Source organism: Pedobacter sp. AC212 (assembly GCF_979258625.1).
In genome coordinates this window covers 5,043,581-5,069,614 of the sequence record NZ_OZ409870.1, presented here as the reverse complement: position 1 = coordinate 5,069,614, position 26,034 = coordinate 5,043,581, and the positions used below count along the sequence as shown (strand labels likewise).

Genomic DNA, 26,034 nt, shown 5'->3' with positions numbered 1-26,034 from the left:
TCATTAAAAAATAAATTTTGAATCCCGTTTAGCATCGCTAAACGGGATTTTTTTTGGATTATTAGTTTCATGGATACCCTCGTTTTCTTGCCACGCCCACACATGCCCACGCTCGTTTCAAACGAGCGTGTAAATAGGCAATCGTATATTACGATGGAAATCGTAAAATATAGTGCGCTTGTTAGAAATGAGCGCAGGCGCTAGAAGAATGCTAGCCCTTATGCCCACGCTCGTTTCCAAACGAGCGTGTAAATAGCTGATCGTATTTTACGATGGAATCGTAAAGCTATAATGCGCTCGTTAGAAATGAGCGCAGACCTAATAACCACTCGACAATCCATAAAAAAAGCAGCTACAATTAAATGCAGCTGCTTGAAAGTATTTTGAGAACTAATTTACTGTGGCGCTTGTTGCGAATAATAAGCTGAGAATTTTGCCTCTAAGCCAGTAAATATTTTCTCCAGCTGTGTGCTCACTTTGGTTTGTCCATTTGCTTTAGCTGTCCTAATCATTCTATCCAGATAGTACAACCCAGTTTGCACATTTTGCGATCCTGTTAAACCTTTTGAGGCAGAAAGATCCGCTAGATAGGTCAACTCTTTATTGATATAATCTCCAGATTGAGTTAGGATTTCATTGGCCCTTGCGGTTTCACCCAGTTTGTATAAGTTTTCAGCCATGTAGAATTTAACAACAACTGTACGAATGCCATAAAATTTCTGAGGCATTACTTCGTAATACTTATCTACCACTTTTTTAGCTTCAGCGGTTTTACCTTCCTTAATTAAACTTCCGGCTAGGTTACTGAAAATATTAGTGAATATAAAGGTATCATCAGATGATTGTGGATCTAAATAAGTAGCATTTTTCATGTTACCCCATTTAAATTTAGTCATTACGTTGTTATACAATACAGGTGTATTTAATTGTTCTGCTCTCTCTTCCGATGTTGTTGTGTCAGGTTGTAAAGGCATTAAACGTAATGCTAAACCTTCACTATACAAATATTTATCTAAACCATTGTATTGTTCTGAAGGAACGGTTGAAGCAAAATAAATTGGACGTTTCCAATCGTTATGCGCCAAAATATCAAGCATCGCCAGTGTACCTTTTGTAACGTAACCTTTGTTGAAAGTCCAGGTCATCTCCGGAACAATTTTCGAAGCATTGGCTGCGCTAACTGTACCTGTGCTTAACACTTGTTTAGGATCAATTGTAATTTTGAAGTTTTTAGTAGGAAGGAAATTTGATTTAGTACCATCCTGCATCGCAACCTTATCATTATCATCATTTGATAATAAGAGGTCCACAATGTTTTTCAATTCCACCGCACCAGCAATTTTATAATCATCGTAAGGCATTACATCACGCTCACCCTGAACATATTGCTCTGGTTTCATCGTAATTGGTAGCGGTGCAGATTCATTTTGTTTTTTTCTGGCGCCATTGATGTACCAATCGGTATCAAACAAACTTAGGTTTACTATACGAATATCAGGACGCACATTTTCTACTTCCTGGATATACCAGAGCGGATAAGTATCATTATCGCCATAAGTAAACAGGATGGCATTTGGTGCGCAAGATTCTAAGTAATCTAAGGCAATATCATGCGGAACCATTTTGGTAGAACGATCGTGATCATCCCAACCTTGTTGCGCCATAATTACCGGAGCGGCCAATAAGCCAATTACGGTTGCCGCCACAGCGCCATTTGTTGCTGATAGCTTTTTAAATACCCATTCTTTTATGGCCAAGGCACCGAGACCAATCCAAATGGCAAAAGCATAAAAAGACCCTACGTAAGCGTAATCACGTTCACGAGGTTCTAAAGGTTTTTGATTTAGATATAAAACGATCGCAATACCTGTAAAGAAGAACAATAATGCCACTACGCCAGCATCCTTTTGGTTGCGTTTGAAGTGCCATAATGCCCCAATAATTCCCATAATTAATGGTAAAAAGAAGAAACGGTTATAAGCATTGTTATCCACTGTAGATGGTGGTAGATTAGTTTGATCGCCCCTTAACATGGCATCAATTGGCTTAATCCCGCTAATCCAGGTTCCTTCGTGGCCGCTACCCTGGCCTTGTTCATCATTCTGGCGACCAGCGAAATTCCACATGAAATAACGCATATACATGTAACCAATTTGATAACTGAACAAAAAGCCTACGTTATCAACCAAGTTTGGAACTTTGGCATCATCTAAACGCATCCATTCTTTATAAAAGGCTGCATGTCGGGCATCATCGCTATACATACGCGGCAATAAAGTGTTGTTATTATACTCGTAATCGGTTTTTACACCAGCTTTCTCGTATTTTTCGTTTCCTTTTCTCCAGATTGTTTTTCCGCCTTCTTTAATTCCAGTTCGTTCCGAATTATAATTTGGACCATAAGCTAAAGGTCTATCGCCATATTGCTCACGATTTAAATAACTCAAAAAGGAGAATGCGTCTTTCGGAGCACTGTTATTTAAGTTCGGGTCTGCTTTTGCTCTGATGATAATCATTGAGAAAGAAGCGTAACCAAAAATGATTAATACAGTAGAAATTAAGCCTAAGTTTAATAACTTCTTTTGATGTTTGATGGAGTAACGAATGCCCCAAACCAAGGCCGAAATCACTAAAATAGCGAAAAATAGAACACCCGTTCCGAAGCCTAATCCTAAAGTATTCACGAAGAATAAATCGAAGTAGGCACCAAATGAAACCAGGTACTGGATAATTCCGTATTGGATCACCGCCAAAATTAAAATACCAACTACCAGAGTTTTTATAATTCCAGAAGTTGTGGCTTTGCCTGTTCTTTTAAAGTAATAAATAAAAGCTAAGGCTGGTATGGTAAGTAAATTTAATAAGTGAATTCCGATTGATAAACCCATAATATAGGCTATGAAAAGCAGCCAACGGTCGGCTTTTGGTTCATCTGCATGAGCTTCCCACTTCAAGATTGCCCAAAAAACGATTGCTGTAAACAATGAAGATTGCGCATAAACTTCAGATTCAACTGCCGAAAACCAAAAACTATCAGAAAATGTATAGGCTAAGGCACCTACAGCACCAGCACCCATAATACTGATCAGTTTTCCAGTGGTCAGTTCATCTCCTGCTTTTAAAATTGTTTTCTTGGCCAAAGCGGTGATGGTCCAAAATAAGAATAGGATGGTAGCGGCACTACAAATAGCCGAGCCAATATTCATCCAGTAAGCAATTCTGGTTAAATCGCCTGCGGCGAAAACAGAAAAGAAGCGTTGAATCATCAAAAATAATGGTGCTCCTGGTTGGTGAACAACCTGCATTCTAAATGCTGAGGCGATAAATTCGCCGCAATCCCAGAAACTTGCTGATGGTTCAAGAGTTAAAACGTAAGTTATTGTGGCAATTAAAAAGCAGATCCAGCCGACTATATTATTGACTTTTGAATAATTCATTGGGTTGTTTGATGATATTAAAAAATGTTTTCACATAAAAATGCTGCCGAAATTAACTATTCTAGTCGATAAAACAGGTAAATTATTGGATTGATTTAACAAATTTTAACGGCTTAGCTATCATTTGCATTCACTATTTTAATCTACTTTTAATTTCAATAAATACAAAAACCCATAAACTGAATTGAAAATCTCGTTTACGGGTTCATTTTTGAAAGATGATAACTTAACTTGAAGCAAATGGACTAAAACGGCCGATTAGATTATTATATTGATCTTCCAGTTTTTTGCTTAATTCCTTTTGTTTAAATGTTTCTGTCAACCGTACCATTTGGGCAAGATAGGTAAGATAAATGCGAACATTTTGCTCGGATACCAGTTGACTTTTGCTTTCAGAAACATCAGCCAAATAAGTAAGTTCTTTGTTAATGTGGCTTGCTGATTTATTTATCATTTGGTTTGCTCTGTTCAAATCGTTTAATCGATAAAGGCTTTCCGTAATGTAAAATGAACTCACCACCTGGCGCATGGTGTAAAATTTTTCAGGAATGACCTCAAAATATTTGTTCGCCACCTGGGTGCCTTCGATGGTTTTGCCTTGATTAATCAGTGTGCTTAACAAGCCACCAAACATATTCGAAACATAAGTAACATCATCGGCCGATTGTCTATCAAGGTGCTTGGCGTGTTTAATATTTCCATAGCCATATACGCTCATTAAATTATGAAACATTGGCTTTGGATTGATTAATTCATCATTTTCAGTTTCCAAACGCTCTGGTTTTAACGGAAGCAATCGCTTATTGAGCCCTTCGGTGTAAAGGTATTTGTCTAAACCTATGTATTGATCTTTCGGCATGGCAGTTGTAAAATAAATCGGCCGTTCCCAATTATTATGCGTTAAAAGATCGAATAAGGCCAAAGTCCCTTTACTTACATAACTACCGTCATAAGTCCACTCCATGGCGCTTGCAATTCTACCAGCATCTTCTTTTGGCACTGTTCCGGTATCTAAAACCTGCTTCGAATTAACAGTTAGTTTTAAGTTTTTTGTAGGTAATATATTGTATTTAGAACCGTCACTCATGGTTGCCTTGTCTTGATCATTATCAGAGAGCAAAACTTCCAAAATATCTTTCAGTTCTACTGGTTGTGCAATTTTATAATCTTGGTAATACATTACATCCCGCGTTCCGGCTACATATTGTTCAGGTTTTATAGTTAACGGCAGCGGGGCAGATTGATTTTGCTTCCGTTTCATTCCATCTATATACCAATCGGCAGTAAACAAACTTAAGTTTACTACCCGTACATCCGGACGAATATTTTCTACCTCTTGTGCATACCAAACCGGATAGGTATCGTTATCGCCATAGGTAAAAAGAATAGCGTTTGGCGCACAAGATTTTAAGTAATTCACAGCCATATCATGTGCTACATGGCTTTCAGAACGGTCGTGGTCGTCCCAGCCTTGCGAGGCCATGAGTACAGGAACGGATAAAAGGGCAATTAAAGAAGCGAAAATGCTTGCCTTGGTTGGCGAAAGCTTCTGGAAAACCCAATCTTTCAAACCAAATACGCCGAGTCCGATCCAAATTGCGAAAGCATAAAATGAGCCTACATAGGCATAATCCCGCTCACGTGGTTCGATAGGCACCGAGTTGAGGTAAATAACTATAGCTATACCTGTGAAAACGAAAAGTAATCCGATAATACCTGCGTCTTTCTGGTTACGTTTGAAATGCCAAATGGCTCCGATTAAACCAATAATCAATGGTAAAAAGAAGAATCTATTGTAAGCTTTGTTTTCGGTAATAGATGGGGGCAAATTGGTTTGATCACCCAATCTTAATGCATCGAGCGGTTTAATTCCGCTTAACCAGGCACCGTTTCGCCCGCCCAACTGCCCGTCTTCATTATCTTGTCTACCCACAAAATTCCACATAAAATAGCGCATGTACATTTGGCCGGTTTGGAAAGAGAACATATAACTTAAATTATCGCTCAAAGTTGGCTTATGGGAATCATCAAAACCCATGTAATTTTTGTAGAAATTAGCATGTTCAGCTTTATCGCTATACATCCGCGGAGCCAATGTTTTATCAGCAAAAACATATTCTGATTTAGTGCCTGCAGATTCATATTTATCTTTCCCTTTTCTGTAGAGCTGCCCGGTTTCTTTGATGTCGATTTTCTCAGAGTTGTAATTTTCGCCGTAAAGTAATGGGCGATCGCCATATTGAGATCGGTTTACATAACTCAAGAAGTTAAAAGCATTTTCTGGATTGGTATTGTTAAGGTTTGGTTTCGCATGTGCTCTAATGATTAAAATGGCAAATGAACTATAGCCAAAAATCAACAGCGTGGTAAAAAGCATAATTAAGTTCAATGCTCTTTTATGCTTGCGGATAGAATAAATTATTCCATAGCTTAAACTACCAATAACTAAAATAGCAAAGAACAAGATACCGGTGCCAAAACCTAAACCGAGGTTGTTCACAAAGAAATAATCGAAGTTTGCAGCAGAGGAAATCAGGTACTGAATAATTCCGAACTGAACAAAGGCCAAAGCACCAATTGATATCATACAAACTTTGAGAATGCCTTGCCAGCTTGGTTTTGGATATTTCTTGAAGTAATACACGAATATTAAAGCCGGAATGGCTAATAGATTTAACAAGTGTACACCAATAGAAAGCCCCATGATATACGCCACGAAAAGCAACCACCTATCTGCTTTGCTGTCCTTAGCTTGCGATTCCCATTTCAGAATTCCCCAAAAAACTATCGCTGTGCATAGCGATGACATGGCATAAACCTCAGCCTCTACTGCCGAAAACCAGAAACTATCAGAAAATGCATAAGCTAAAGCGCCAACCAAACCAGCGCCAATAATGCTGATGGTTTTTGATGTATTGATTTCTTCGCCGTTTTTGATGATGGTTTTTTTGGCCAAGGCAGTAATTGTCCAGAATAAAAATAAAATGGTGCCAGCGCTTGCCAATGCAGATGCTAAATTCATGAAGTACGCAACCATCGTTTTATCGCCGAAAGCGAGAGTAGAAAATAGCCGTTGAACCATGGAAACGATAGGTGCGCCAGGTTGATGAACCACCTGCATCCGGAAGGCAGAGGCGATGAATTCGCCACAATCCCAAAAGCTTACCGATTGATCTAAAGTTAGAATGTAGGTTGTAGCGGCAACTAAAAAGCATAGCCAACCCGTAATGGTGTTAATTTTAGCGTAGTTCATAATAAAATTTAGTCTTTGATAATAAATGATTTAAGTGGTTCTCACTTAAAAAAGTCGTAGAAAAAAATAAAATGTTGCATGCGATATGATGATTTTTTTATCTTTGCAACGCAAGAAGGAACAGTAGGAGAGAAATTAAAATTATTTTAAAATCACTCTTGCAAAATTAAAATAAGGTTCCTACATTTGCATTCCCTTTCGAGGATTCGTTCTCGAGAAAGATTGTCCGATAGTATAAGGGTAGTACAACGGTTTTTGGTACCGTTTGTCTTGGTTCGAATCCAGGTCGGACAACGAAAATTTTAATGTCGGATCGTGTTTGTAAAATGACATGATCCGATTTTTTTTAACCGTAAACTACACGGATCATGCCATTGCAGTTTAACCCGGTAAAGTTATTTTCCGGAACAGGTTCAAGAGGACTATCACTTAAAATTGCTGAAAGTTACGGCAAACCACTTGGTGATGTTACCATTCACAAATTCAGTGATGGCGAATTTCAACCTTCTTTTGATGAATCTATCCGCGGCTGCGATGTTTTTTTAATCCAATCTACTTATCAGCCTAGCGATAATTTAATGGAACTTTTGCTAATGGTTGATGCCGCTAAAAGAGCTTCAGCACATTATATTACTGCAGTTGTTCCTTATTATGGTTTAGCCCGTCAGGATAGAAAAGATAAACCTCGTGTAGCAATCGGTGCTAAATTGGTAGCTAACTTATTAAAATCTGCAGGTATCCACCGCATCATGACGATGGATTTACATGCGGCACAAATACAAGGCTTCTTTGATATTCCGGTGGATCACTTGGATGGATCGGTAATTTTTGTTCCTTATATCAAAAGTTTAAATCTACCTAATTTAACTATTGCATCGCCAGATATGGGTGGTTCATACCGGGCCCGTACTTTTGCAAAGTTTTTTAATGCAGAGGTAATTATTTGCGATAAACGCCGTAAACGTGCCAATGAGATCGAATCAATGTCGATTATTGGAGATGTGACCGGGCAAGATGTAGTGTTGATCGATGATATTTGCGATACCGCTGGAACTTTGTCAAAAGCTGCGGCTTTGATTATGGAAAATGGTGCTGCAAGTGTGAGAGCCGTTTGTACACATGCTGTACTTTCAGGCAAAGCAGTAGAAACAGTTGAAAATTCGGTATTAACTGAATTAATTGTTACGGATACGATTCCTTTAAGAATTGAAAGTCCGAAAATTAGAGTGCTAAGTACAGCAAGTTTATTTGCAAGAGCAATTGCTAATGTAAATGAACATGGTTCGATTAGCGACTTGTTTAGAGTTTAACGTTGCGGTAAGCGTGAAAACGCCAAGCGCCATGCGCCAAACAATAGAAAGAGTTTAATAAATAAATATAAATAAAATGAAAACAATCGCAATTAGCGGTTCTCCAAGAGAGAACGTAGGGAAACGCGATGCCAAGGAACTTCGTTACGAAGGTAAGGTTCCGGCGGTATTGTATGGTGGAAAAGAGCAACAACACTTAGCTGTAGTTATTGCTGATTTAAGAGATGTTATTTATACCCCGGAAGTAAATTTTGTGGAAATCGATGTGAACGGTGCTAAAACTAAAGCTATCGTTAAAGACACTCAATACCACCCACTTACTGACGTGTTAATGCACATCGATTTTCTTCAGTTATTCGACGAGAAAGAAATCGTGATGGAAATTCCAGTTAAATTAACAGGAACTTCTCCAGGTGTTAAAATGGGGGGTAAATTAATTCAGAAATTACGTAAACTTCGCGTTAAAGCTTTACCAGCTAACATGCCACAAAACGTTGAAGTAAGCTTAGATAAATTAGAAGTTGGTAGTTTATTCCGCGTTCGCGACTTAAAAGTTGACGGATTCGTAATTACTAACACTCCTGAAGATACTATCGTTTCTGTTGCAATGTCTAGAGCATTAAAACAAGCAGAAACTGAAGCTGCTAAAGGTAAAAAATAATCAAGTTCTCTTGATTTTAAGAAACGGCTCGATGCAAATCGAGCCGTTTTTTTTATTCAAAATTTTTAAATATGCTTCTATTTTGTTGCCTCTATTCTCCATTTCCCACTGTCCATTTCCTTTATTCCGCTAAATATCATACATCCTGTATTTATCTTTGGTCTTTCAGCTTTAAGCTTTTACATTTGCACACATGAAATATCTCATCGTTGGCTTAGGAAATATCGGACCAGAATATGCTCATACTCGTCACAATATAGGTTTTGATATTGCCGATGAATTGGTAAAGAGCTTAAATGGTAGCTTTGACAACATCCGTTTAGCTTATTATGCGGAAGTAAGTTTCAAAGGAAAAAAGCTTCATGTAATCAAACCCACTACGTTTATGAATTTGAGTGGGAAGGCTGTAAACTATTGGATGAAAGAGTTGAAGATTACTCCAGAAAATGTTTTGGTGATCGTGGATGATCTTGCGCTTCCTTTAGGAAAATTGCGACTTAAACTTCAAGGGTCGAGTGCTGGCCACAATGGGTTAAAAAGTATTGAAGAAGTTTGTGGCGGACAAAATTATGCCCGCCTTCGGTTTGGCATCGGTAGCGATTACCCAAAGGGTCGCCAGGTTGATTTTGTGCTGGGTTTGTTTGATAAAAATGAGCAGCTCGAACTTCCAGCCCTAATAGATAAAAGTGTAGACTTGATTAAGAGTTTTGTTACTATTGGGCCTGCCCATACGATGACGGCTTTTAATAAATAATGATTAAATCTATAGTATTGTAGGTCACGAGTTTCCCAAGTAATTCTCATTTGAATGGCTCGCTTATCTCGAACGCTGTTTTTCACAGCCGAGAGATCTCACTTTAACAAATCCTCTTAAATAGATTTCTGAATCGCAAAAAGCTCATTTCGAAATAACGGCTAAGAAGACAATAATTTGTCATTTGAATGACTCGCTTAGTCCGTCATCTCGAACGCTGTTTTTCACAGTCGAGAGATCTCACTTTAACAATTCCTCTTAAATAGATTTCTGAATTGCGAAAAGCTCATTTCGAAATAACGGCTAAGAAGACAATAATTTGTCATTTGAATGGCTCGCTTAGTCCGTCCTCTCGAACGCTGTTTTTCACAGTGGAGTGATCTCACTTTAACAAATCCTATTAAATAAATTTCTCAATCGCGAAAAGCTCATTTCGAAAATGACGGCTAAGAAGACAATAATTTCTCATTCGAATGGCTTCGTTAATTCGTCCTCTCGAACGCTGTTTTTCACAGCGGAGAGATCTCACTTTAACAAATCCTCTTAAATGGATTTCTCAATCGCGAAAAGCTCATTTCGAAATGACGGCTAGAAAAATAGTCGTTTCTCAAATGAGATTTATAATTGATTCTATCGAAGGCTATTTATTATGATCATGAAAACTATGCAAGAATTTTTAGGTAAAAAAAAGACCATCGAACGATGGTCTTTCTGATATTTTTTTAGTTGATGATTACTTCACTTGTTCCTGAGCTCTGGCAATATAAGCATCAATCATTTGTGCTTCAGCACTTTCAGGATATTGTGTTTTGATTTTTGTGTAAGCATCAACAGCACCCTTAAAGTCTTTTTGGTTTTCTGCAACCAGTCCTAGTTTTTTAAGAAACATCGGAGAAGTAAACTTGCTTGCTTTATCCGAAGCTTTCTTGTAGTAAGTAGTAGCCTGTTTGTAGTCTTTCAACTCGCTATAAGCATCTCCTAGTAATCCTAAAGCCAATGGATCTGCAACTGGGCTGCCAGTAGCGCTATATTTGCTTAAAGATTCGATAGCTTGTTTGTAATCGCCTTTGCGAAGGTAAATTCCACCTAAGTATAAATTGGCTAAATTAGCCGATTTTGTATTGTCGTATTCTTTAGCGATTTGTTCTAAACCTGGATAACCACCTTCACCTTTAATGGCTTTGTTAGATAGAGAATCTACACCGATAAATTGCTCAGCTTTAAACATTTTGCTTGCAGCTTCTTCGGCACGGTCTTTTAAATACACACCCTGGTACCAAAGATATACTAAGATTAATAAAACTACAGCACCTGCTATAAATAATAAGCTCTTAGTGTTTTCCTGTAAAAATGAACCTTTTTTAATAGGTTGAATTGTCTGGTTATCTGTTGTAGACATGTTTGTTTAAAAAATTTAAGATTGCAAAAATACATTTTTCAATCAAAGAATCAATCTTTATTTTGAAGTATTTAATTAAACATTAGTTATTTAGAGGGTAAAAAACGGTAAATTGCGCCATATTTATGTGGTTAAAGAATATTACGCTTCTAAATTTCAAAAACTATAACGATGCCGATATCCAGTTTTCGGATACGGTAAACGTTTTTACAGGTAACAATGGCTCGGGCAAAACGAATATGCTCGATGCAATTCATTACCTGTGCCTATGCAAAAGCTACTTTAATCCTATTGATGGGCAACAGATCAAAACTGGCCAGGAAATTTTCATGATTCAGGGTGATTTTGATCGCAGCAGCAAAAATGAAAAGATTTCTTGCGGAGTAAAACGTAATCAGAAAAAGCAGTTCAAGCGCAATAAAAAGGAATATGATAAGCTGGCTGATCACATTGGCCTTTTTCCGGTGGTGATGGTATCTCCTTATGATGTAAACCTGATTATGGAAGGGAGCGAGGAACGGAGGAAATTTATCGACAATGTGATTTCTCAAACCGATTCACATTATCTGGATCAGCTGATTTCTTACAACCGGATTCTTTTAAATAGAAATGCATTTTTAAAACAGATTGCCATCAGCCGCAAATACGATCCAGCTTTGTTGGAGATTTTGGATGAACAACTGGTATTGGCCGGCAATAAAATTTTTGCTATCCGTAAAGCATTTATGGATCAGTTTATTCCGCTATTTAATCAATATTATATCTACCTTACAGAAAATAAGGAAACTGTAGAACTCAATTATCAATCGCAATTAAACGATGCCAGTTTTAACGAGTTGTTGGCAAAATCAGTAGAAAAAGATCGGGTTTTAGAAAGAACTACTACTGGAATTCACAAGGATGAACTGGCTTTCGTAATCAGCGGGATGCCCCTGAAAAAATTCGGTTCACAAGGGCAGCAGAAATCTTTTTTGATTGCTTTAAAGCTGGCGCAATATGCTTACCTGGCTAAAAATAAAGGTTTTAAACCTTTGCTTCTGCTAGATGATATCTTTGATAAATTGGATGATAGCCGGGTACAAAAATTGATGCAAATGGTTTCTCACCATGATTTTGGTCAAATATTTATTACCGATACGGGTAAAGAAAGGGTGAAATCGATTTTTGAAAACATAGAAGTTGAGGTAACTTTGTTTGAAGTAGAGGAAGGACAAATAAAAAATGCGTAAACCTAATGATTTAACAATGAAAGATGCCGTTAGCAAAATGCTCGACGTGTATCGCTTACGCCGTAAGTTTGATGAAACTTCTATTTTAGCTATTTGGCCAGAAATAATGGGGACAGCTATTGCCAATAGAACCACTCAAATTTATATTCATGATAAGAAACTCTTCATTAGAATCGAATCATCGGTTATAAAAAATGAATTAGTAATGGTGCGCCAAGGGATAATTCAAAAATTAAATGAGCATGCAGGTAGTCAAGTAATTACCGAAATGGTTTTTCTTTAAAGATATCTGATAACAAAAGGGCTGGCAAAATTAAATTTACCAGCCCTTTTTGTTAAGCTTTAATTTAGCCCTCCGGACTTCAGACTCATGACTGAGAACTAGCTCCTTCCGCCGCCAAATATTTTGGCAAGAATCCAGATGAGTAGTGCAACAACTACTATAACTATAATGACACCAGACCAAATGCCGGCTTTAAATATACCTCCAACAAGTTCACAACTGCTTAAGGTAGTGCATAAAAATGCGATTAGTGCTATAGGTAATATCTTTTTCATATTGATGTTAATTATGTATATCCTAACATCAATCATTACATAAAGTTTTAATTAAGGCTATTTACCGTTAACTTTTAACAATTCTACCTCAAAAATCAAAGCACTATAAGGTGGGATATCGGCTCCTGCACCACGTTCGCCATAAGCCAAGTAATAAGGAATGAAGAACTTATATTTAGAACCAGCAGGCATCAATTGAACACCTTCAGTCCAGCCTGGAATAACTCTGTTTAAAGGGAAGCTAATTGGTTCACCTCTATCGTAAGAGCTATCAAATTGTTTGCCGTTTAATAAGGTTCCTTTATAATGAACTAAAACTGAATCGGTAGCTGTAGGTTTTACGCCAGTTCCGGCGGTTAAAACTTCATACTGTAAACCGCTAGCGGTAGTTTGAACGCCAGCACGTTTTTTGTTTTCTTCTAAAAACTCTTGTCCTTCTTTTATCATGGGTGCAAATTTAATTTTGTTAGCTTCATTTTCTGCTTTCATTTTTACTGCTGATGCTTTTGTAATCGCATCATTAATACATTGCTGCGCTTGTTGTTGCGTTAACGCCACTTTGCCACCTGCAAAAGCGTCTTTCAAACCTTTTAGCAAGGCTTCGTAATTTAAAGTTGATAAACCAGTAGATTTTAAACTAGTGCCCATTGATGTTCCAAAAGCATAACTGGTAGAATCTAAACCAGATTTTAATGCTATTGTTCCCGGAATGGTTTTCGAAGTGGCTATGGTTTTTTTCGCTACAGTCTTTTTCGCTACAGCTTTGGTTTGCGCATTTACCGAAATAGCGATACCTGAAATACATACCGCCAATAAAAATTTTTTCATTATGGAAATTGTGTTAATATTCCAACGCTGAGTTGGATGGATTATTTTAAGGCTGAAAGATACAAAATAGATAAAACAATAAAACCCCGAAAAATCGAGGTTTCATTCTAATATTCTCTTCTTCTAAAAACTAGAAACGCTCGTCTGCCTTGAAGAAAAAGTTACCTTCAATTTCTGCGTTCTCATCAGAATCCGATCCGTGAACTGCATTTGCATCAATTGATTTAGCATATTTTTGACGGATGGTTCCTTCAGCGGCTTCAGCTGGATTAGTAGCACCAATTAACTTTCTGAAATCTTCAATTGCATTATCTTTTTCTAAAATAGTAGCAACGATAGGGCCTGAAGACATAAAGCTTACTAAATCTTTATAAAACGGACGTTCAGCGTGAACGGCGTAAAACTGGCCAGCAGTTTCATCAGTTAACTTAGTATATTTTAATGCGATGATTTTGAAACCTGCATTGGTAATGTCATTTATGATCGATCCGATGTGGCCGTTAGCAACAGCATCAGGCTTGATCATAGTAAAAGTTCTGTTAGTGCTCATTGTATGGATATGAAATTTTCTGCAAAAATACGTTTTAATTGATGAATATTAAAAGGATAACGTTAAATACCCGATATTAATATTAATTTTTACTTAGCTTTGCAGCGCAAAAAATATATGTTAACATTAACTGAATTAAAATCCCTGTTGGCTACGCCACAACGAATTGTGATTACAACGCATCACAAACCTGACGGCGATGCGATGGGCTCATCATTAGGTTTATATGGATATTTGATTCAAAAAGGACACCATGTTAAAGTGGTTACCCCAACAGATTATCCAACTTTTTTGCATTGGATGCCAAATAATGGCGATGTAATTATTTTTACCGAAGAGCAGGAAAAAGCTGCTAAATTGGTAGATGAAGCTTCGATCATTTTTTGTCTTGACTTTAATACTTTAAGTCGCATTAACGAACTTGGCGAATTGGTTCGGGCTGCTGGAGCTAAAAAGGTAATGATTGATCATCATTTAGAGCCTGAAGATTTCGACGATTACCGTCATTGGGATATCAACGCTTGCGCCGCTGCACAACTCGTTTACGATTTTATCGTTAATCAACTCGAAGATAAGGCAGGAATTAATAAAGATGTGGCTTCGTGTTTATACACGGGCATCATGACAGATTCTGGTTCATTTCGTTTCGAATCGGCAACATCAAATGTTTATCGCATTGCAGCAGATTTGATCGATCTTGGAGCCGAACACTGGAAAATTCATCAGGCAGTATATGATAATGCAAGTGAAGATCGCTTACGTTTTCTAGGTTATTGCTTATCTAACAAATTAGAAGTAATTAGAGAATACAACACCGCAATTATCTCGGTTACTAAAGAAGAACTGTCGCGTTTTAAAAGCGAGACTGGCGATACTGAAGGCGTAGTAAATTATGCGTTATCGATAAATGGCGTTCGCCTGGCTGCTTTAATTGTAGAAAGATCAGATAAGGTGAAATTATCAGTAAGATCAACCGGTGATTTTCCGGCCAATGAAATTTGCAAAAAATATTTCAATGGCGGCGGACATAGAAATGCTGCTGGCGGTGCTTCAGAAAAACCTTTGGCCGAAGTGGTGAATGAGTTCAAATCGATATTAGAAGAATATAAAAATCAATTAATTGCATAAAGCAAGAAACCAAATAAAAACAAGTTTAATTATAAAAATGAAAAAAGGAATAATTGTTCTTTTAGCAGCAACTCTAGGTTTAGCGGCTTGTAACAAAGAAAAAAAGGGTGCGGGTGGTTTATTATACACTATTCACCATTCTGAAGGAAAAGAAAAAATCAAAGAAGGTGATATCGTTAAAATGAATTTCATTCAGAAAAACGATAAAGATTCAGTTTTAGGTAGTACTTATGACATGGAGAATCCTCAGGTTTTTCCTGTACAGAAAAAAATGTACGCTGGTGACATGAATGATGTTTTAACTATGTTCGGTGAAGGTGATAGTGCAACATTTAAAGTGAATTTGGATACTATGGCTTTTTATAGCAAACAGCCTAAGCCAGAGCAATTCAAAAATGATAAATACCTTACGTTCACAGTAAAAATCGAAAAAGTATTTGCTAAAAAAGCTGGTGAAGCCGATTCTACTTTCAACAAGAGAGCTGGTGAGTTTTTTCAAGCTGACTTCAAAGCAAATGCTGATAAAAAGAAAAATGCTGAAGAGGGTAAATTAAAATCTTACATCGCTGATAATAACTTAAAAACTACTACATCTGCAAGTGGCTTACAATATATTATCAAAGCACCAGGAAACGCTGAAAGAGCTGCTCTGGGTGATACTGTTACCTTAAACTATACAGGTAGAGTAACAAAGAAAAATAGCAAAGGTAAATATCCAATCTTCGATACGAGTGACGAAAAAACGGCTAAAGAAGAAGGTAAATTCCAGGCAGGCAGACCATATGGTCCAACTAAAATGGCTATCGGATCAACAATTCCAGGTTTTACTGAAGCGATTCAATTGATTGGTAAAGGTGGAAAAATCATGGCTATCATTCCTTCGAAATTAGGTTATGGCGAACAAGGTGCACCGCAAGTTGGTATTATGCCTTACAGCCCAATTGTTTTCGAAATCGAAATTACTGATATTAAAAAAGGTACAGCTCCTGCACCAAGTGCACCAGCCATGCCTGCAGCTCAATAAAAATTAAAAAAAAATATTATTCATAAAAATCTTGTTCATGATATTGGGCAAGATTTTTGTGTTTAAACGCGATATCAAAACTAGGGAAGGTTGCATTGGCACCATCAATTTAATATATCAATGAAAAAAGGATTAGTGATTTTATTTGCAGCCGTTTTAGGTTTATCTGCTTGCAATAAATTTGAAAAGGGTGAGGGCGACATGACCTATAAAATTTACAAAAATGAAGGAAAGCCCAAAATTGAGGAAGGGGATTTAGTGAAGTTCAACGTTATCCAAATGATTGATACGAAGGATGGCGATTCTACTTTGGTAAATACTTATGATAATGAACGTCCGCCGTTTTTTACGGTCACAAAATCCAAATTTAAGGGAGATTTAGTAGCTGCGCTAAAGCTCTTGGGCGAAGGAGATAGTGCTTCGTTTAAATTAAATTTAGATTCATTAGCCAAATACAATGACCAACCCAAGCCATCAGCAGCTCAAAACAATTATGCAACCATTACGGTGAAAATTGAAAAGGTTTTGCATAAGATTGCTAATGAAACCGATTCGGTTTTTGAAGATAAAAAAAGAGCGTTTTACAAAGCAGAATATGAAGGTTTGGTTCAGCGAAATAAAGCAAATGAATCGGCCAAAATTGCAAAGTATATTGCCGATAATGATTTGAAAATGAACACAACGCCCTCTGGATTAAGCTACCTGATTGAAAGACCTGGAAATGCAGAAAGGGCAGCGCCATCTGATACTATTTTGGTAGATTATACCGGTCAGTTTACAAATAAAAAAGCAGATGGTAAACTCAATGTTTTTGATACTTCAAATGCCAGAATTGCGAAAGACGCCGGGATTTATTCTCCATCTGCTCAATATGCTGCTCGCCCTTTGGTGTTAAATCAATTACCTGTTGGTTTTGCTGAAGGCATTAAGCTCATCGGCGTAGGCGGTAAAATAAAGATAATCATTCCGTCTAAATTAGGCTATGGCGAAAACGGAGGTGGGTCTATAAATCCTTTCACGCCATTAGTTTTTGATGTTGAATTAAAATCAATCGTTAAGCCTAATAACGGAGCCGTATCGGCGCCACTTTCCAGATAGATAACGCATCAAGATCATTGGAGTCTATTATGAGATAAAACAAAAAAATCCGCAACATCTACATGCTGCGGATTTTTTTTTAACTTGAAGTTTAGGCCTGAGCTTCTAAATATTGTGCGTAACAATAGCCTTCTTCACCATCTTTGGTGCGTACAAGCCACCACAAATCGTTACTTCTGTTAACAAGTGTAATAATTTCATCATGTGCCGCCTTTCCAACAATTGGTTGGTCTGTTCCAGGCCCTTTGCGTATATTTAAATTGCTACTCTGAGTGATCACTTTTGCATGCGTAACTGCTGCATCAATGCTCACATTTACGTTTAAAACCAAATCACCGGAGGTAAAATTAGGATCGATTTCGTTATACACTTCCCATAAATGATCTTTTGTAGCGCCATCAGCTGCTGTTCCATCGATGTATAAGATTCCATCTTGTTCGCGAACAGCCAAATCAGTTATACCAGCTGCGGTTGCAGCGTCGGTTAATGCTTTATATTTATCTTCTAATGCCATGGTAGAATTATTTTACAGTTAATTTGTTGTCGATTTTTTTAGGTTTTAATGCGCTTAGGTGTTGCATTAATGTAATGAGTGACGCCTTTTTGATTTCGCCTGTAAGCAAAACCACACCATCTTTAACTTCAGCTTTTACCATTGGAAAATCTTTTGTGGCATCGGCAACATTTTTAGTTAAAATTGGATCTTCAGCAATTACAACAGGCTTTTCTTGTTCAATTGTTAAACTGTTGATTACCGATTTAACACCTTTTTCTGCTTTGGCAATCTCTTCTGCTTTTACTTTTGCAGCATCATCAGCAACCTCACCTGTTAAAGTTACATCGCCTTTTGCCACAGCCACGGTGATGCCGGCAGCTTCTTTGGCTTGAATTGCAGCCTGTAAATCTGCATCTTTTGGCTTACACCCTACAAAAAACAATGTAGTGGCGATAACCATACTCATCAAAAATTTAGTTGTTTTCATCCTTTGTTTATTATAATGTTTAATATTTTTTATCGTTGAAACCGGAAATTTGGGATGTCCGCTTTCTGAAATTAAACAAGGATGATTTTTGTAAAAACGAATATAGTAATAGCGTTTAATTGAAAGAGAAATTATAGATTTTATTTTTGAACATTAATATTCCAGAGTTTAAATGGGTGTTTAGTTAGATTTGAATTGTAATATTTTTTCTCCTGAGTAACTTCTTCAGCTACCCATTCTGGTAATTCGAATTTCTCGTCTTCTGAATCCAATTCTATCTCTGCCACAATTAATCCATTGTTGTCGCCTAAAAAGACATCAACTTCCCAAAGTTTAGCCTGATGATGAATTTCATATCTTATTTTTTCAAGTTCGGCTTCGGCGAAATTATCGAGTAGTTCCGATCCTTCACCTAATGGAATTTCATATTCGTATTCTAATCTGGAGGCACCGACAGAAATACCCTTAATGGTTATCCACGCTTTGTCATCAGTGGTACGTACCCGAATAGTTTTATTAGGGTCGCTAACCAGATAGCCTTGTCTTAAATGTTTTCCGCCTGGCTTGTCAAGATTGGCCCATTCAGACGGCTTGATCAGAAATTTTCTTTCGATTTCTCTCCCCATTATCTGCTCCTCTTTTGCAATTCGGCGATTGGCATGCTAATTAACCTACCCACTGGCTCCTTACCTTTGTAGGTAAGGATGCGAAGCATGCTAGCATCTTTAGGTGGGGTTAAAGCGCCAGTGTATTTTGGATAAAAGCGATCAGGACTCGAGTTATCAAAACTGTAGTAAATATCCAGCCCGTCGATTTCTGATGTAAGCTCAATAATTAGTTGTTTATCAGCACTTCGTTTCACTGTAAAGATAGGATCGTAAATGGCTGGAGAGTATTTGATTTCCGCAAGATCCAGGCGCTTAAAATGTTCTTCAGTACGATAGATGAAATTTGTCCAGTTTTTCTTTTCAATCGGGCTCCAAACTGATTCTGAGATTGCAAAAGCCCGTGGCCATAGCATATATTGTACCTGGCGGAAATTAAAAATCTGCTCCGTCCACAGGTTTGCTTGCCCTCCAATAATGTATTTAGGATCGGCTCCGGCGGGAATAGGGTTAAATTGGTAAGCCTTATTTAACCTTAAAGAAGCATAAACTTTTGGTTCGGTAATTTGGTCTGCCTGCATGTAATCCAGATAAGCAAAATCTGTTGGGCTCATCACTACATTGTGTTTATCTTTTGAGGCTTCTATACCATATTTTAAGCCTCTCCAGCTCATAACAGAGGCTGTTGGCGAAACACCACCCTCTAAAATTTCATCCCAGCCCATAAACTTTTTGCCTTTCGAAACTACAATTTGCTCTACACGTTTTTCAAAATACGCCTGAACTTGTGGAATGGTTTTTAAGCCTTCACGCTGCATCAATGCTTTCACCTGGTCGTTCTTTTCCCAAAAGTTATGAGGGGCTTCGTCTCCTCCCATGTGGATATATTCAAAGGGGAAAAGTTTTGCAATTTGCGTAATCACCGAATCAAGAAAAACATAAACTTTTTCGTTTGCGGGGCAAAGTGTATTATCTACTAAAGCGGTTGGTGGTGCGCCGCGGCTCCAATCCATTATTTTTTCTCCCGATCGCACTTTGTAATTCACTGCATCGGGTGTGCAAGAAAGGTCAGGATAAGATGCAATCGCCGCCAAACTGTGCCCTGGAACATCTATTTCGGGCATAATATTTACAAATCGATCTTGTGCATATTGAACCAGTTCTTTAATATCTTCCTGGGTGTAGAAGCCACCATAAGTTCGCGGTTCATTTGCCGCTGGTGGAATAAAATCGCCAAAAGTACCAGTTTTTTGCACACTCCAGGCCCCAACTGCTGTTAATTTCGGTAAACCTTTAATTTCGATTCTCCAGCCCTCATCATCTGTTAAATGAAAATGTAGCAAATTGAATTTATATCGAGCCATTTGATCAATAAACTGTTTCACTTCATCTTTGGTAAAAAAGTGACGGGCTACATCAAACATCAAGCCTCTCCAGCCTAATTTTGGATAGTCAACAACATCAACACAGGGTAGTTTCCACTTTGTGTTTTTCGTCAATTCCTTACTCTCAATTTCAACAGGAAAAAGCTGAATAAGAGATTGAACACCCCAAAATATACCCGCAGGTTTATTGGCCGTAATTACAATTTGATTTGGATTAATATTCAGCTTATAGCCTTCAGTTCCGAGTTGATTGTCATTTTCGGTATTGAGAATTAACTTAATCGTAGGATGATTTGCCGTGGTTACATTGCTGACAAACTTGCCGGTAGCAGTTTCAATTCTTTCGGATAATAAAGCAATAGATTGTTGCAAACCTTCGCTTTTTGATGCTAAAATACTGACGTTTTCCGGTAGTGTAAAGGTTCCTGCCTTTTTCATCAAAGAAACCGGCTCAGGAATAATGGCAATTTGTGCCTGCACGATCGGACTATCGCCATGAGAAACTTCAGGTTCACTTATAATACTTTGGGCGTAGATATTTGTTGCAAAAACGATGGCGGAAACGATAAGGAAAATCTTTTTCATTAATAATAAATTGCAGTTTAACCGAATAAGTATTAATCCGCAATTTATTAAAAAAGATTTTTACTAGCAGTATTATTTAATACAATTTATACGCTATCCTATCAAATGATACCCTTTCGGTTATCTGTGGTTAATATTTAGTTTAATTGCATTAATGAATGCCTCATGTAAATTTTTGCTGAAAGGACTTTGCTGATCTTTTAATCTTTCTGGATGCCATTGGATAAAGAGAAGAAATGATTTTCCTTCAGGATCAAATCTTTCCATAGCTTCGGTTACACCATCAGGAGATATGGCGCTAACAACTAAGCCCTTTCCTGTTCTGTCGGTACTTTGGTGGTGATTGCTATTTACCAAACCTTTATCAGTATTTATAATGCCACTTAACCATGAGGAGGGATTAACGATGACTTCATGATAACGATCACTTTTATCAGGCATTTTCGAATGGTTGAATTTTCCCCACGTTGTTATATCCGGAATTAAATTTCCGCCAAAAAATACGTTTCCAACCTGCATTCCGCGGCAAATTCCTAAAACTGGAATACCGTTTTTTTCGGTGTATTCCAGAACTTTAAATTCAAACTCATCGCGTTTCTCATCAATATCATCTTCGTAACAATAGGGGTAATACTCTGGCATATTGTAAAATCTCGGATGAACATCTTCACCGCCGGTTAGAACAACGCCATGGCATTTTTCTATCTCGTCAAAATTATTCAATTTATAACCCAGCTGGATGACTTCAACATTTTCATTGTAGGATAAAATCCAGTTGCTGTAAATATCGAATTTGCTACAATCTGTAACGCCTATAATTATTTTATCAGACATAAATATTTTTTTACCACAAAATAAAGGAGAATAATAATCAATAGTGGAATTGGTTTAATGTAGCAATTTTTATTATTTAAAATCAAGATTCGACTCAAAAAAAAGGTTCGAATATATCAGTGTGTTTGTATAAAAAGATATTCGTTTAACAAAGGGAAAGTACCATGCTGCTAAAGAAATTTTAGCATTTATTACAATTGATTATCTTGTAGGCATCAAAATATATTTCATGTTGGAATACGCACTCAAACCCTCTGAAAATTTCAGAAAATCAGCTGTTAGATCAGTTTGGGCAATCGCCCTATTTGTATTTACCTATGCTTTCTTAATTTTTATTTCCATAGCGCTCACAATAGTTTGCGGTTATTTAGGGGTAAAATTGATTGAGTTTTATGTAAATATCTTTACGCTAATGTTAGGATTAGGCATGATTGGTTTCGGCTTCTTAATCTTGTTTTTCTTAATCAAATTTATGTTTAAGAGCAATAAAATGGATCGATCGCATCTGGTGGAAATCACTAGAGATGGAGAGCCGAAATTATTTAAAATGATTGATGAAATAGTAGCGGATGTTCATACTGATTTTCCGAAGAAGGTCTATCTATCGAGCGAAGTAAATGCATCAGTTTTCTACGACTCTAACTTTTGGAGCATGTTCTTTCCGATTCGAAAAAACCTGCAAATCGGTGTCGGTTTAATCAATACAACAACTGTAGATGAATTGAGAGCGATCTTAGCACACGAGTTTGGTCATTTTTCGCAAAAAAGCCTAAAAATTGGAAGCTATGTTTATAATGTGAATCGCATTATTCATGATATCTTATATGACAATGATGGTTACAACCAGGTGGCCAGAAAGATAGCTGACTCCACCTCGTATTTTGGCATATTTGTTTTGCTGTCTGATAAAATTGTTGGCTTAATGCAGCAAATTTTGGTTTTGGTTTATGGCGTGCTTAACGCAAATTACTCTAAACTTTCTCATGAGATGGAATATCACGCAGATGCCATAGCCGCTCATGTTGTGGGTTCGAAACCCTTAATTGATTCATTGTTGCGTATGCAGTTGGCTAATCAGGCACTCGATATGGTATTGAGTTACTATGATAGAAAAATTGAGGCAAATATTAAAACAACTAATGTATTTCCGCAGCAAATACTTGCAATGAATTTTCTGGCGAAACTGAATAAATTGCCCGTTAAAAACGAATTTCCAGAGGTAGATCTCCGTTACTACAATAGGTTTAATAAATCAAAAATCAGTTTTAGTCACTTGTATTCGTCGCATCCAGAAACTGAAGACCGAGTACTTAAACTGGCGCAAATTAACGGTGAGTTAAAAAATAGCCAAACAGGGCTTGCGATAAATTTGCTGGTAAACAAAGACCAGATATCGGCCCAGCTAACTGATAAAATGTTCGTTAATGTGAATTATTTGGAAGAACCTATCGATCAGGAAAGGGAAGATTTTGAGCAAGATTTTATAAGCCAAACCAAACAAAATTCTTTCCCAGATTTATTTAACGAGTATTTCGATTATAGAAATCCTTACATAAAGTATACTGAAAGTGATTTCGAAAAATCAATACCTGATACTGATTTAAGCTTTGATCTCCTGTTTGGAGATAAGAGTTTGACTCTAATTTATGAATTGAATGCCCTTGAAGCTGATTGGAATACAATTGATAGAATAGATTCTAGTTTGATTGATATAAAGACCTTCAATTATAATGGCCAAAAATATTCGAAAGCTGATTGTAAGGCTATGATTGATTATTTGAATTCGGAGATTGAAAATAAGAAGATAGAACTGGAGAATTTGGATATAAAAATTTTCGAGTTTTTCCGCCATGCGGCTTTTAGGCAAAATCTCGCTTCTGAATTTCAGGTTTTAGCAATATGCTATCAAAGAATAGCCGAAAAGTTCAAACTCCAACAAATTGTTTATGCTGATTTGGCAAATGCAACCTCGTTTATGCACATTACCACACCGTTTAATGTGATAAATAAAAATATGGTTGTGGTAAAAAAGGAAGAGAAGAAATTTAAGGAGAGCATACTTTCCATTCTTGCTGATGAAGATTATGTTGATGGTTTCAGTGAGGAAGTGAAGCTTCGCTTTAAAGAATATTTGAAGTGTGATTACAAATATTTTGGTGCAGATTTATATTTCGACGAGGAGCTCAAATTACTGTTCCAGGCGATGGCTGATTATGCTGACGTGATCACCGACATTCACTTTAAGGCGAAAAAGAAAATGCTGGAATTTGAAGCCCAATTGAGTGCTCCGGTTTTAATTTAAACTAAAAAGCGCCGATCTTTTTAGGTATCGGCGCTGTTAGTGTGTTAATGCAAATCCTGACTTTTGTTAAAAATTTGGCTGTCTCTCGTGTTTTTCTGTACCGTGATGGCACCAAATAGCGAAAGCAGAAAGGCAAAGGCATAAAATCCTTTCTCGCTGGGTAGAAGTGTGGCGTTCCATAATCCAATTACCAATAAGGTAATGGTTAATAATGTTGAAAACCAGCTTAAACCATAGTAGATTTCCGTTACCGGAATACCTTCCAATTTATCGCGAACAGCTTTTTGTAATGAGATTACGGCGAAAAGACCAAACATCAATACAGTAAAATAATATCCTTTTTCATTAAGAAGCATGTCAGAACGCCATAGGCCAACAATAAAGCCTATCATTCCAATGCCCAATGCAATCCAGGCCGCAGCCACAAATGCATTCGATGGTTTTTGATTCATTTGATTAGAGTTTAATTTATTCAATGGAAAACGCTAAAGTTTGTTAAAAGGTATATGCGCCTGTAATTATCTTTTTACCAGGTTATTAATTAATCAATCAAAGCCGAAACTTTTTCATTAGCGCTTATAATGGTATATTAGTTATATGCAAACACTGCTTACTTCTGCCCAAATGCGCAAGGCTGATGAATTCACCATTGCCAACCTGCCAATAGCATCGATTGATTTAATGGAGAAAGCTGCTCGTGCTTTCGTTCAAACCTTTTTAAGGGACGAGTTTGATGCCAATAAAAGTATCGCAGTATTTTGTGGTAAGGGTAATAATGGAGGTGATGGATTGGCTGTAGCGCATTTGCTTTGCAACAACGGATGCGAAAATGTGCGTGTTTATATTGTTAACTTTAGCAGTAAGCAAAGCCATGATTTTGCAATCAACCTGCAGCGTTTAGATGAATCCAAATGTAGGAAAACAATCATCAACACCGCGGCCGATTTAAGAAATGTAAAAGCTGATATTATCATTGATGCCATTTTAGGGTCTGGCTTAAACAAACCTTTGGAGGGAGAATATGCCGACCTGGCCAAGAGTATTAATAAACTCAATAAAAAAATCTATGCAGTTGATGTCCCTACAGGCTTTCCGTCAGAGGGGAAAATTTCAGCAGATTACCGAGGAATCAAGGCTTATAAAACCATTTGTTTTCAGCGGCCAAAAATTAATTTCTTTTTCCCTGAATCAGCTTTAGCTACAGAAAAATATGAGGTTGTTGATATTGGATTGGATGAGGGTTTTATTCAAGGCCAAGATTCTGATTTCCATTTGTTGGAAGAGGAAGATATCCAGGCAATTGTTAAGCCCAGGAAATCATTCAGTCATAAAGGCACTTACGGACATGCGCTAATTATTGCTGGGAATGTTAACACAATGGGTGCAGCTATACTTTCATCAATGGCTTGTTTGTATGCCGGAGCGGGTTTAACTACTGCATGTATTCCGCAAAGCGGATTGATAGCCCTAAATACGGTATTGCCAGAAGTGATGGCTTTACCAAGAGACGAATATACACGAATTGAAAATCCAGCTAAATACCAGGCCATTGCAATTGGACCAGGCTTAGGTATTTCGACAGAAAACGAACGGCTACTGGAAAGTTTAATTGCCAGTAATCAGCCTTTGGTTATAGATGCCGATGCCTTGAATATTTTAGGCGAAAGGCCCGATTTGATAGACAAGTTACCTGAAAATAGTATTTTGACTCCTCATATGAAAGAGTTCGATCGGCTATTTGGAGATCACGAAACTTGGTGGGAACGTATAGAAACAGCTAAAAATAAAGCGCAAAAAGGTAAGATGATCATCGTACTCAAAAATCAGTTTACATTTATTTGCCTGCCCGATGGCAAAATCTATATTAATCCAACTGGCGATTCTGCTATGGCACAGGGGGGTATGGGCGATATTTTAACAGGCATTATTGTAGCTTTTATTTCTCAAAAATACACATCTGCCGATGCCGCAATTTTGGCCTGCTACGTTCACGGTTTGGCAGGAAGCAGTTTAGCTAATTCAAGGATTGTAGTTACCGCCTCGCAGGTGGCCATGCAAGTGCCTAGAGAAATAAAATCGCTTCTGTTATAATTATCATCCCTTTGGCTTAA

The 26,034-nt window shown here is 37.3% G+C and carries 21 protein-coding genes; 10 read left to right on the top strand and 11 right to left on the bottom strand.

What is annotated here, in order from left to right; genetic code table 11:
* Window positions 1–395 precede the first annotated feature (395 nt).
* Together ACZZZC_RS21845 and ACZZZC_RS21840 are read right to left on the bottom strand one after the other, a co-directional pair.
* A complete protein-coding gene (locus tag ACZZZC_RS21845) occupies window positions 396–3,437 on the bottom strand; it encodes a glycosyltransferase family 117 protein (protein WP_463488118.1) in 3,042 nt (1,013 codons plus the stop codon).
* A 226-nt stretch (window positions 3,438–3,663) separates the two neighbouring features.
* The gene (locus tag ACZZZC_RS21840; protein ID WP_463488117.1) at window positions 3,664–6,690 is read right to left on the bottom strand and encodes a glycosyltransferase family 117 protein; all 3,027 of its coding nucleotides are present in this window, start codon (window positions 6,688–6,690) and stop codon (window positions 3,664–3,666) included.
* Between the two features lie 368 nt (window positions 6,691–7,058).
* Here ACZZZC_RS21840 and ACZZZC_RS21835 point away from each other — a divergent pair, with 368 nt between their 5' ends.
* The 3 genes from ACZZZC_RS21835 to pth all read left to right on the top strand — a co-directional run bounded on the left by ACZZZC_RS21835 (window position 7,059) and on the right by pth (window position 9,415).
* Window positions 7,059–8,000, top strand: a complete 942-nt coding sequence (locus tag ACZZZC_RS21835; RefSeq protein WP_056851930.1) for a ribose-phosphate pyrophosphokinase — start codon at window positions 7,059–7,061, stop codon at window positions 7,998–8,000.
* Between the two features lie 76 nt (window positions 8,001–8,076).
* The gene (locus ACZZZC_RS21830) at window positions 8,077–8,661 is read left to right on the top strand and encodes a 50S ribosomal protein L25/general stress protein Ctc (RefSeq protein ID WP_056851931.1); all 585 of its coding nucleotides are present in this window, start codon (window positions 8,077–8,079) and stop codon (window positions 8,659–8,661) included.
* Window positions 8,662–8,854: 193 nt separating this feature from the next.
* The gene (gene pth / locus ACZZZC_RS21825) at window positions 8,855–9,415 is read left to right on the top strand and encodes an aminoacyl-tRNA hydrolase (protein WP_463488116.1); all 561 of its coding nucleotides are present in this window, start codon (window positions 8,855–8,857) and stop codon (window positions 9,413–9,415) included.
* A 733-nt stretch (window positions 9,416–10,148) separates the two neighbouring features.
* Here the strand turns inward: pth and ACZZZC_RS21820 are convergent.
* Window positions 10,149–10,814, bottom strand: coding sequence for a tetratricopeptide repeat protein (locus tag ACZZZC_RS21820; RefSeq protein ID WP_463483994.1), 666 nt, complete (start codon window positions 10,812–10,814; stop codon window positions 10,149–10,151).
* A gap of 125 nt (window positions 10,815–10,939) precedes the next feature.
* Here ACZZZC_RS21820 and recF point away from each other — a divergent pair, with 125 nt between their 5' ends.
* Window positions 10,940–12,043 carry a DNA replication/repair protein RecF gene (gene recF, locus ACZZZC_RS21815; RefSeq protein WP_463488115.1) on the top strand — a complete coding sequence of 368 codons (1,104 nt, stop codon included), beginning with the start codon at window positions 10,940–10,942 and terminating at the stop codon, window positions 12,041–12,043.
* Complete coding sequence (locus ACZZZC_RS21810) at window positions 12,036–12,326, top strand: DciA family protein (RefSeq protein WP_265800029.1); 291 nt, start codon at window positions 12,036–12,038, stop codon at window positions 12,324–12,326. The genes recF and ACZZZC_RS21810 overlap by 8 nt, the downstream gene beginning before the upstream one ends.
* 332 nt (window positions 12,327–12,658) lie before the next feature.
* On the opposite strand, the gene ACZZZC_RS21805 is transcribed toward ACZZZC_RS21810, so the two are convergent.
* Together ACZZZC_RS21805 and ACZZZC_RS21800 are read right to left on the bottom strand one after the other, a co-directional pair.
* Window positions 12,659–13,429, bottom strand: a complete 771-nt coding sequence (locus tag ACZZZC_RS21805; RefSeq protein WP_463488114.1) for an FKBP-type peptidyl-prolyl cis-trans isomerase — start codon at window positions 13,427–13,429, stop codon at window positions 12,659–12,661.
* A 130-nt stretch (window positions 13,430–13,559) separates the two neighbouring features.
* On the bottom strand, window positions 13,560–13,979 hold the full coding sequence (locus tag ACZZZC_RS21800; protein ID WP_463488113.1) for a nucleoside-diphosphate kinase: 420 nt from the start codon (window positions 13,977–13,979) through the stop codon (window positions 13,560–13,562).
* A 117-nt stretch (window positions 13,980–14,096) separates the two neighbouring features.
* Here ACZZZC_RS21800 and ACZZZC_RS21795 point away from each other — a divergent pair, with 117 nt between their 5' ends.
* The 3 genes from ACZZZC_RS21795 (at window position 14,097) to ACZZZC_RS21785 (ending at window position 17,229) form a co-directional block, all read left to right on the top strand.
* Entirely contained in the window at window positions 14,097–15,107 is a 1,011-nt protein-coding gene (locus ACZZZC_RS21795; RefSeq protein ID WP_463488112.1) for a DHH family phosphoesterase, read from the top strand.
* A gap of 37 nt (window positions 15,108–15,144) precedes the next feature.
* Window positions 15,145–16,131, top strand: coding sequence for an FKBP-type peptidyl-prolyl cis-trans isomerase (locus ACZZZC_RS21790; RefSeq protein ID WP_463483989.1), 987 nt, complete (start codon window positions 15,145–15,147; stop codon window positions 16,129–16,131).
* Window positions 16,132–16,251: 120 nt separating this feature from the next.
* Window positions 16,252–17,229 carry an FKBP-type peptidyl-prolyl cis-trans isomerase gene (locus tag ACZZZC_RS21785; RefSeq protein ID WP_463483988.1) on the top strand — a complete coding sequence of 326 codons (978 nt, stop codon included), beginning with the start codon at window positions 16,252–16,254 and terminating at the stop codon, window positions 17,227–17,229.
* Between the two features lie 91 nt (window positions 17,230–17,320).
* Here the strand turns inward: ACZZZC_RS21785 and ACZZZC_RS21780 are convergent, their stop codons facing one another.
* The 5 genes from ACZZZC_RS21780 to ACZZZC_RS21760 form a co-directional block, all read right to left on the bottom strand.
* Window positions 17,321–17,743, bottom strand: coding sequence for an SH3 domain-containing protein (locus ACZZZC_RS21780; protein ID WP_463483987.1), 423 nt, complete (start codon window positions 17,741–17,743; stop codon window positions 17,321–17,323).
* Window positions 17,744–17,750: 7 nt separating this feature from the next.
* Window positions 17,751–18,212: a BON domain-containing protein gene (locus ACZZZC_RS21775; RefSeq protein ID WP_463483986.1), complete on the bottom strand. Its 462-nt coding sequence runs from the start codon at window positions 18,210–18,212 to the stop codon at window positions 17,751–17,753.
* Between the two features lie 140 nt (window positions 18,213–18,352).
* Window positions 18,353–18,838, bottom strand: coding sequence for a CYTH domain-containing protein (locus ACZZZC_RS21770; RefSeq protein ID WP_463488111.1), 486 nt, complete (start codon window positions 18,836–18,838; stop codon window positions 18,353–18,355).
* Window positions 18,838–20,787, bottom strand: coding sequence for a beta-N-acetylhexosaminidase (locus ACZZZC_RS21765; protein ID WP_463488110.1), 1,950 nt, complete (start codon window positions 20,785–20,787; stop codon window positions 18,838–18,840). The genes ACZZZC_RS21770 and ACZZZC_RS21765 overlap by 1 nt, the downstream gene beginning before the upstream one ends.
* Before the next feature lie 120 nt (window positions 20,788–20,907).
* Entirely contained in the window at window positions 20,908–21,621 is a 714-nt protein-coding gene (locus ACZZZC_RS21760; protein WP_463488109.1) for a gamma-glutamyl-gamma-aminobutyrate hydrolase family protein, read from the bottom strand.
* Between the two features lie 229 nt (window positions 21,622–21,850).
* Between ACZZZC_RS21760 and ACZZZC_RS21755 the strand changes: the two genes are divergently transcribed.
* Window positions 21,851–23,923 carry a M48 family metallopeptidase gene (locus ACZZZC_RS21755; RefSeq protein ID WP_463488108.1) on the top strand — a complete coding sequence of 691 codons (2,073 nt, stop codon included), beginning with the start codon at window positions 21,851–21,853 and terminating at the stop codon, window positions 23,921–23,923.
* Between the two features lie 44 nt (window positions 23,924–23,967).
* On the opposite strand, the gene yiaA is transcribed toward ACZZZC_RS21755, so the two are convergent.
* Entirely contained in the window at window positions 23,968–24,375 is a 408-nt protein-coding gene (yiaA, locus tag ACZZZC_RS21750) for an inner membrane protein YiaA (protein ID WP_463483981.1), read from the bottom strand.
* A gap of 145 nt (window positions 24,376–24,520) precedes the next feature.
* On the opposite strand from yiaA, the gene ACZZZC_RS21745 reads away from it, so the two are divergent.
* Window positions 24,521–26,014, top strand: coding sequence for an NAD(P)H-hydrate dehydratase (locus ACZZZC_RS21745; RefSeq protein ID WP_463488107.1), 1,494 nt, complete (start codon window positions 24,521–24,523; stop codon window positions 26,012–26,014).
* The last annotated feature ends 20 nt before the right edge of the window (window positions 26,015–26,034 follow it).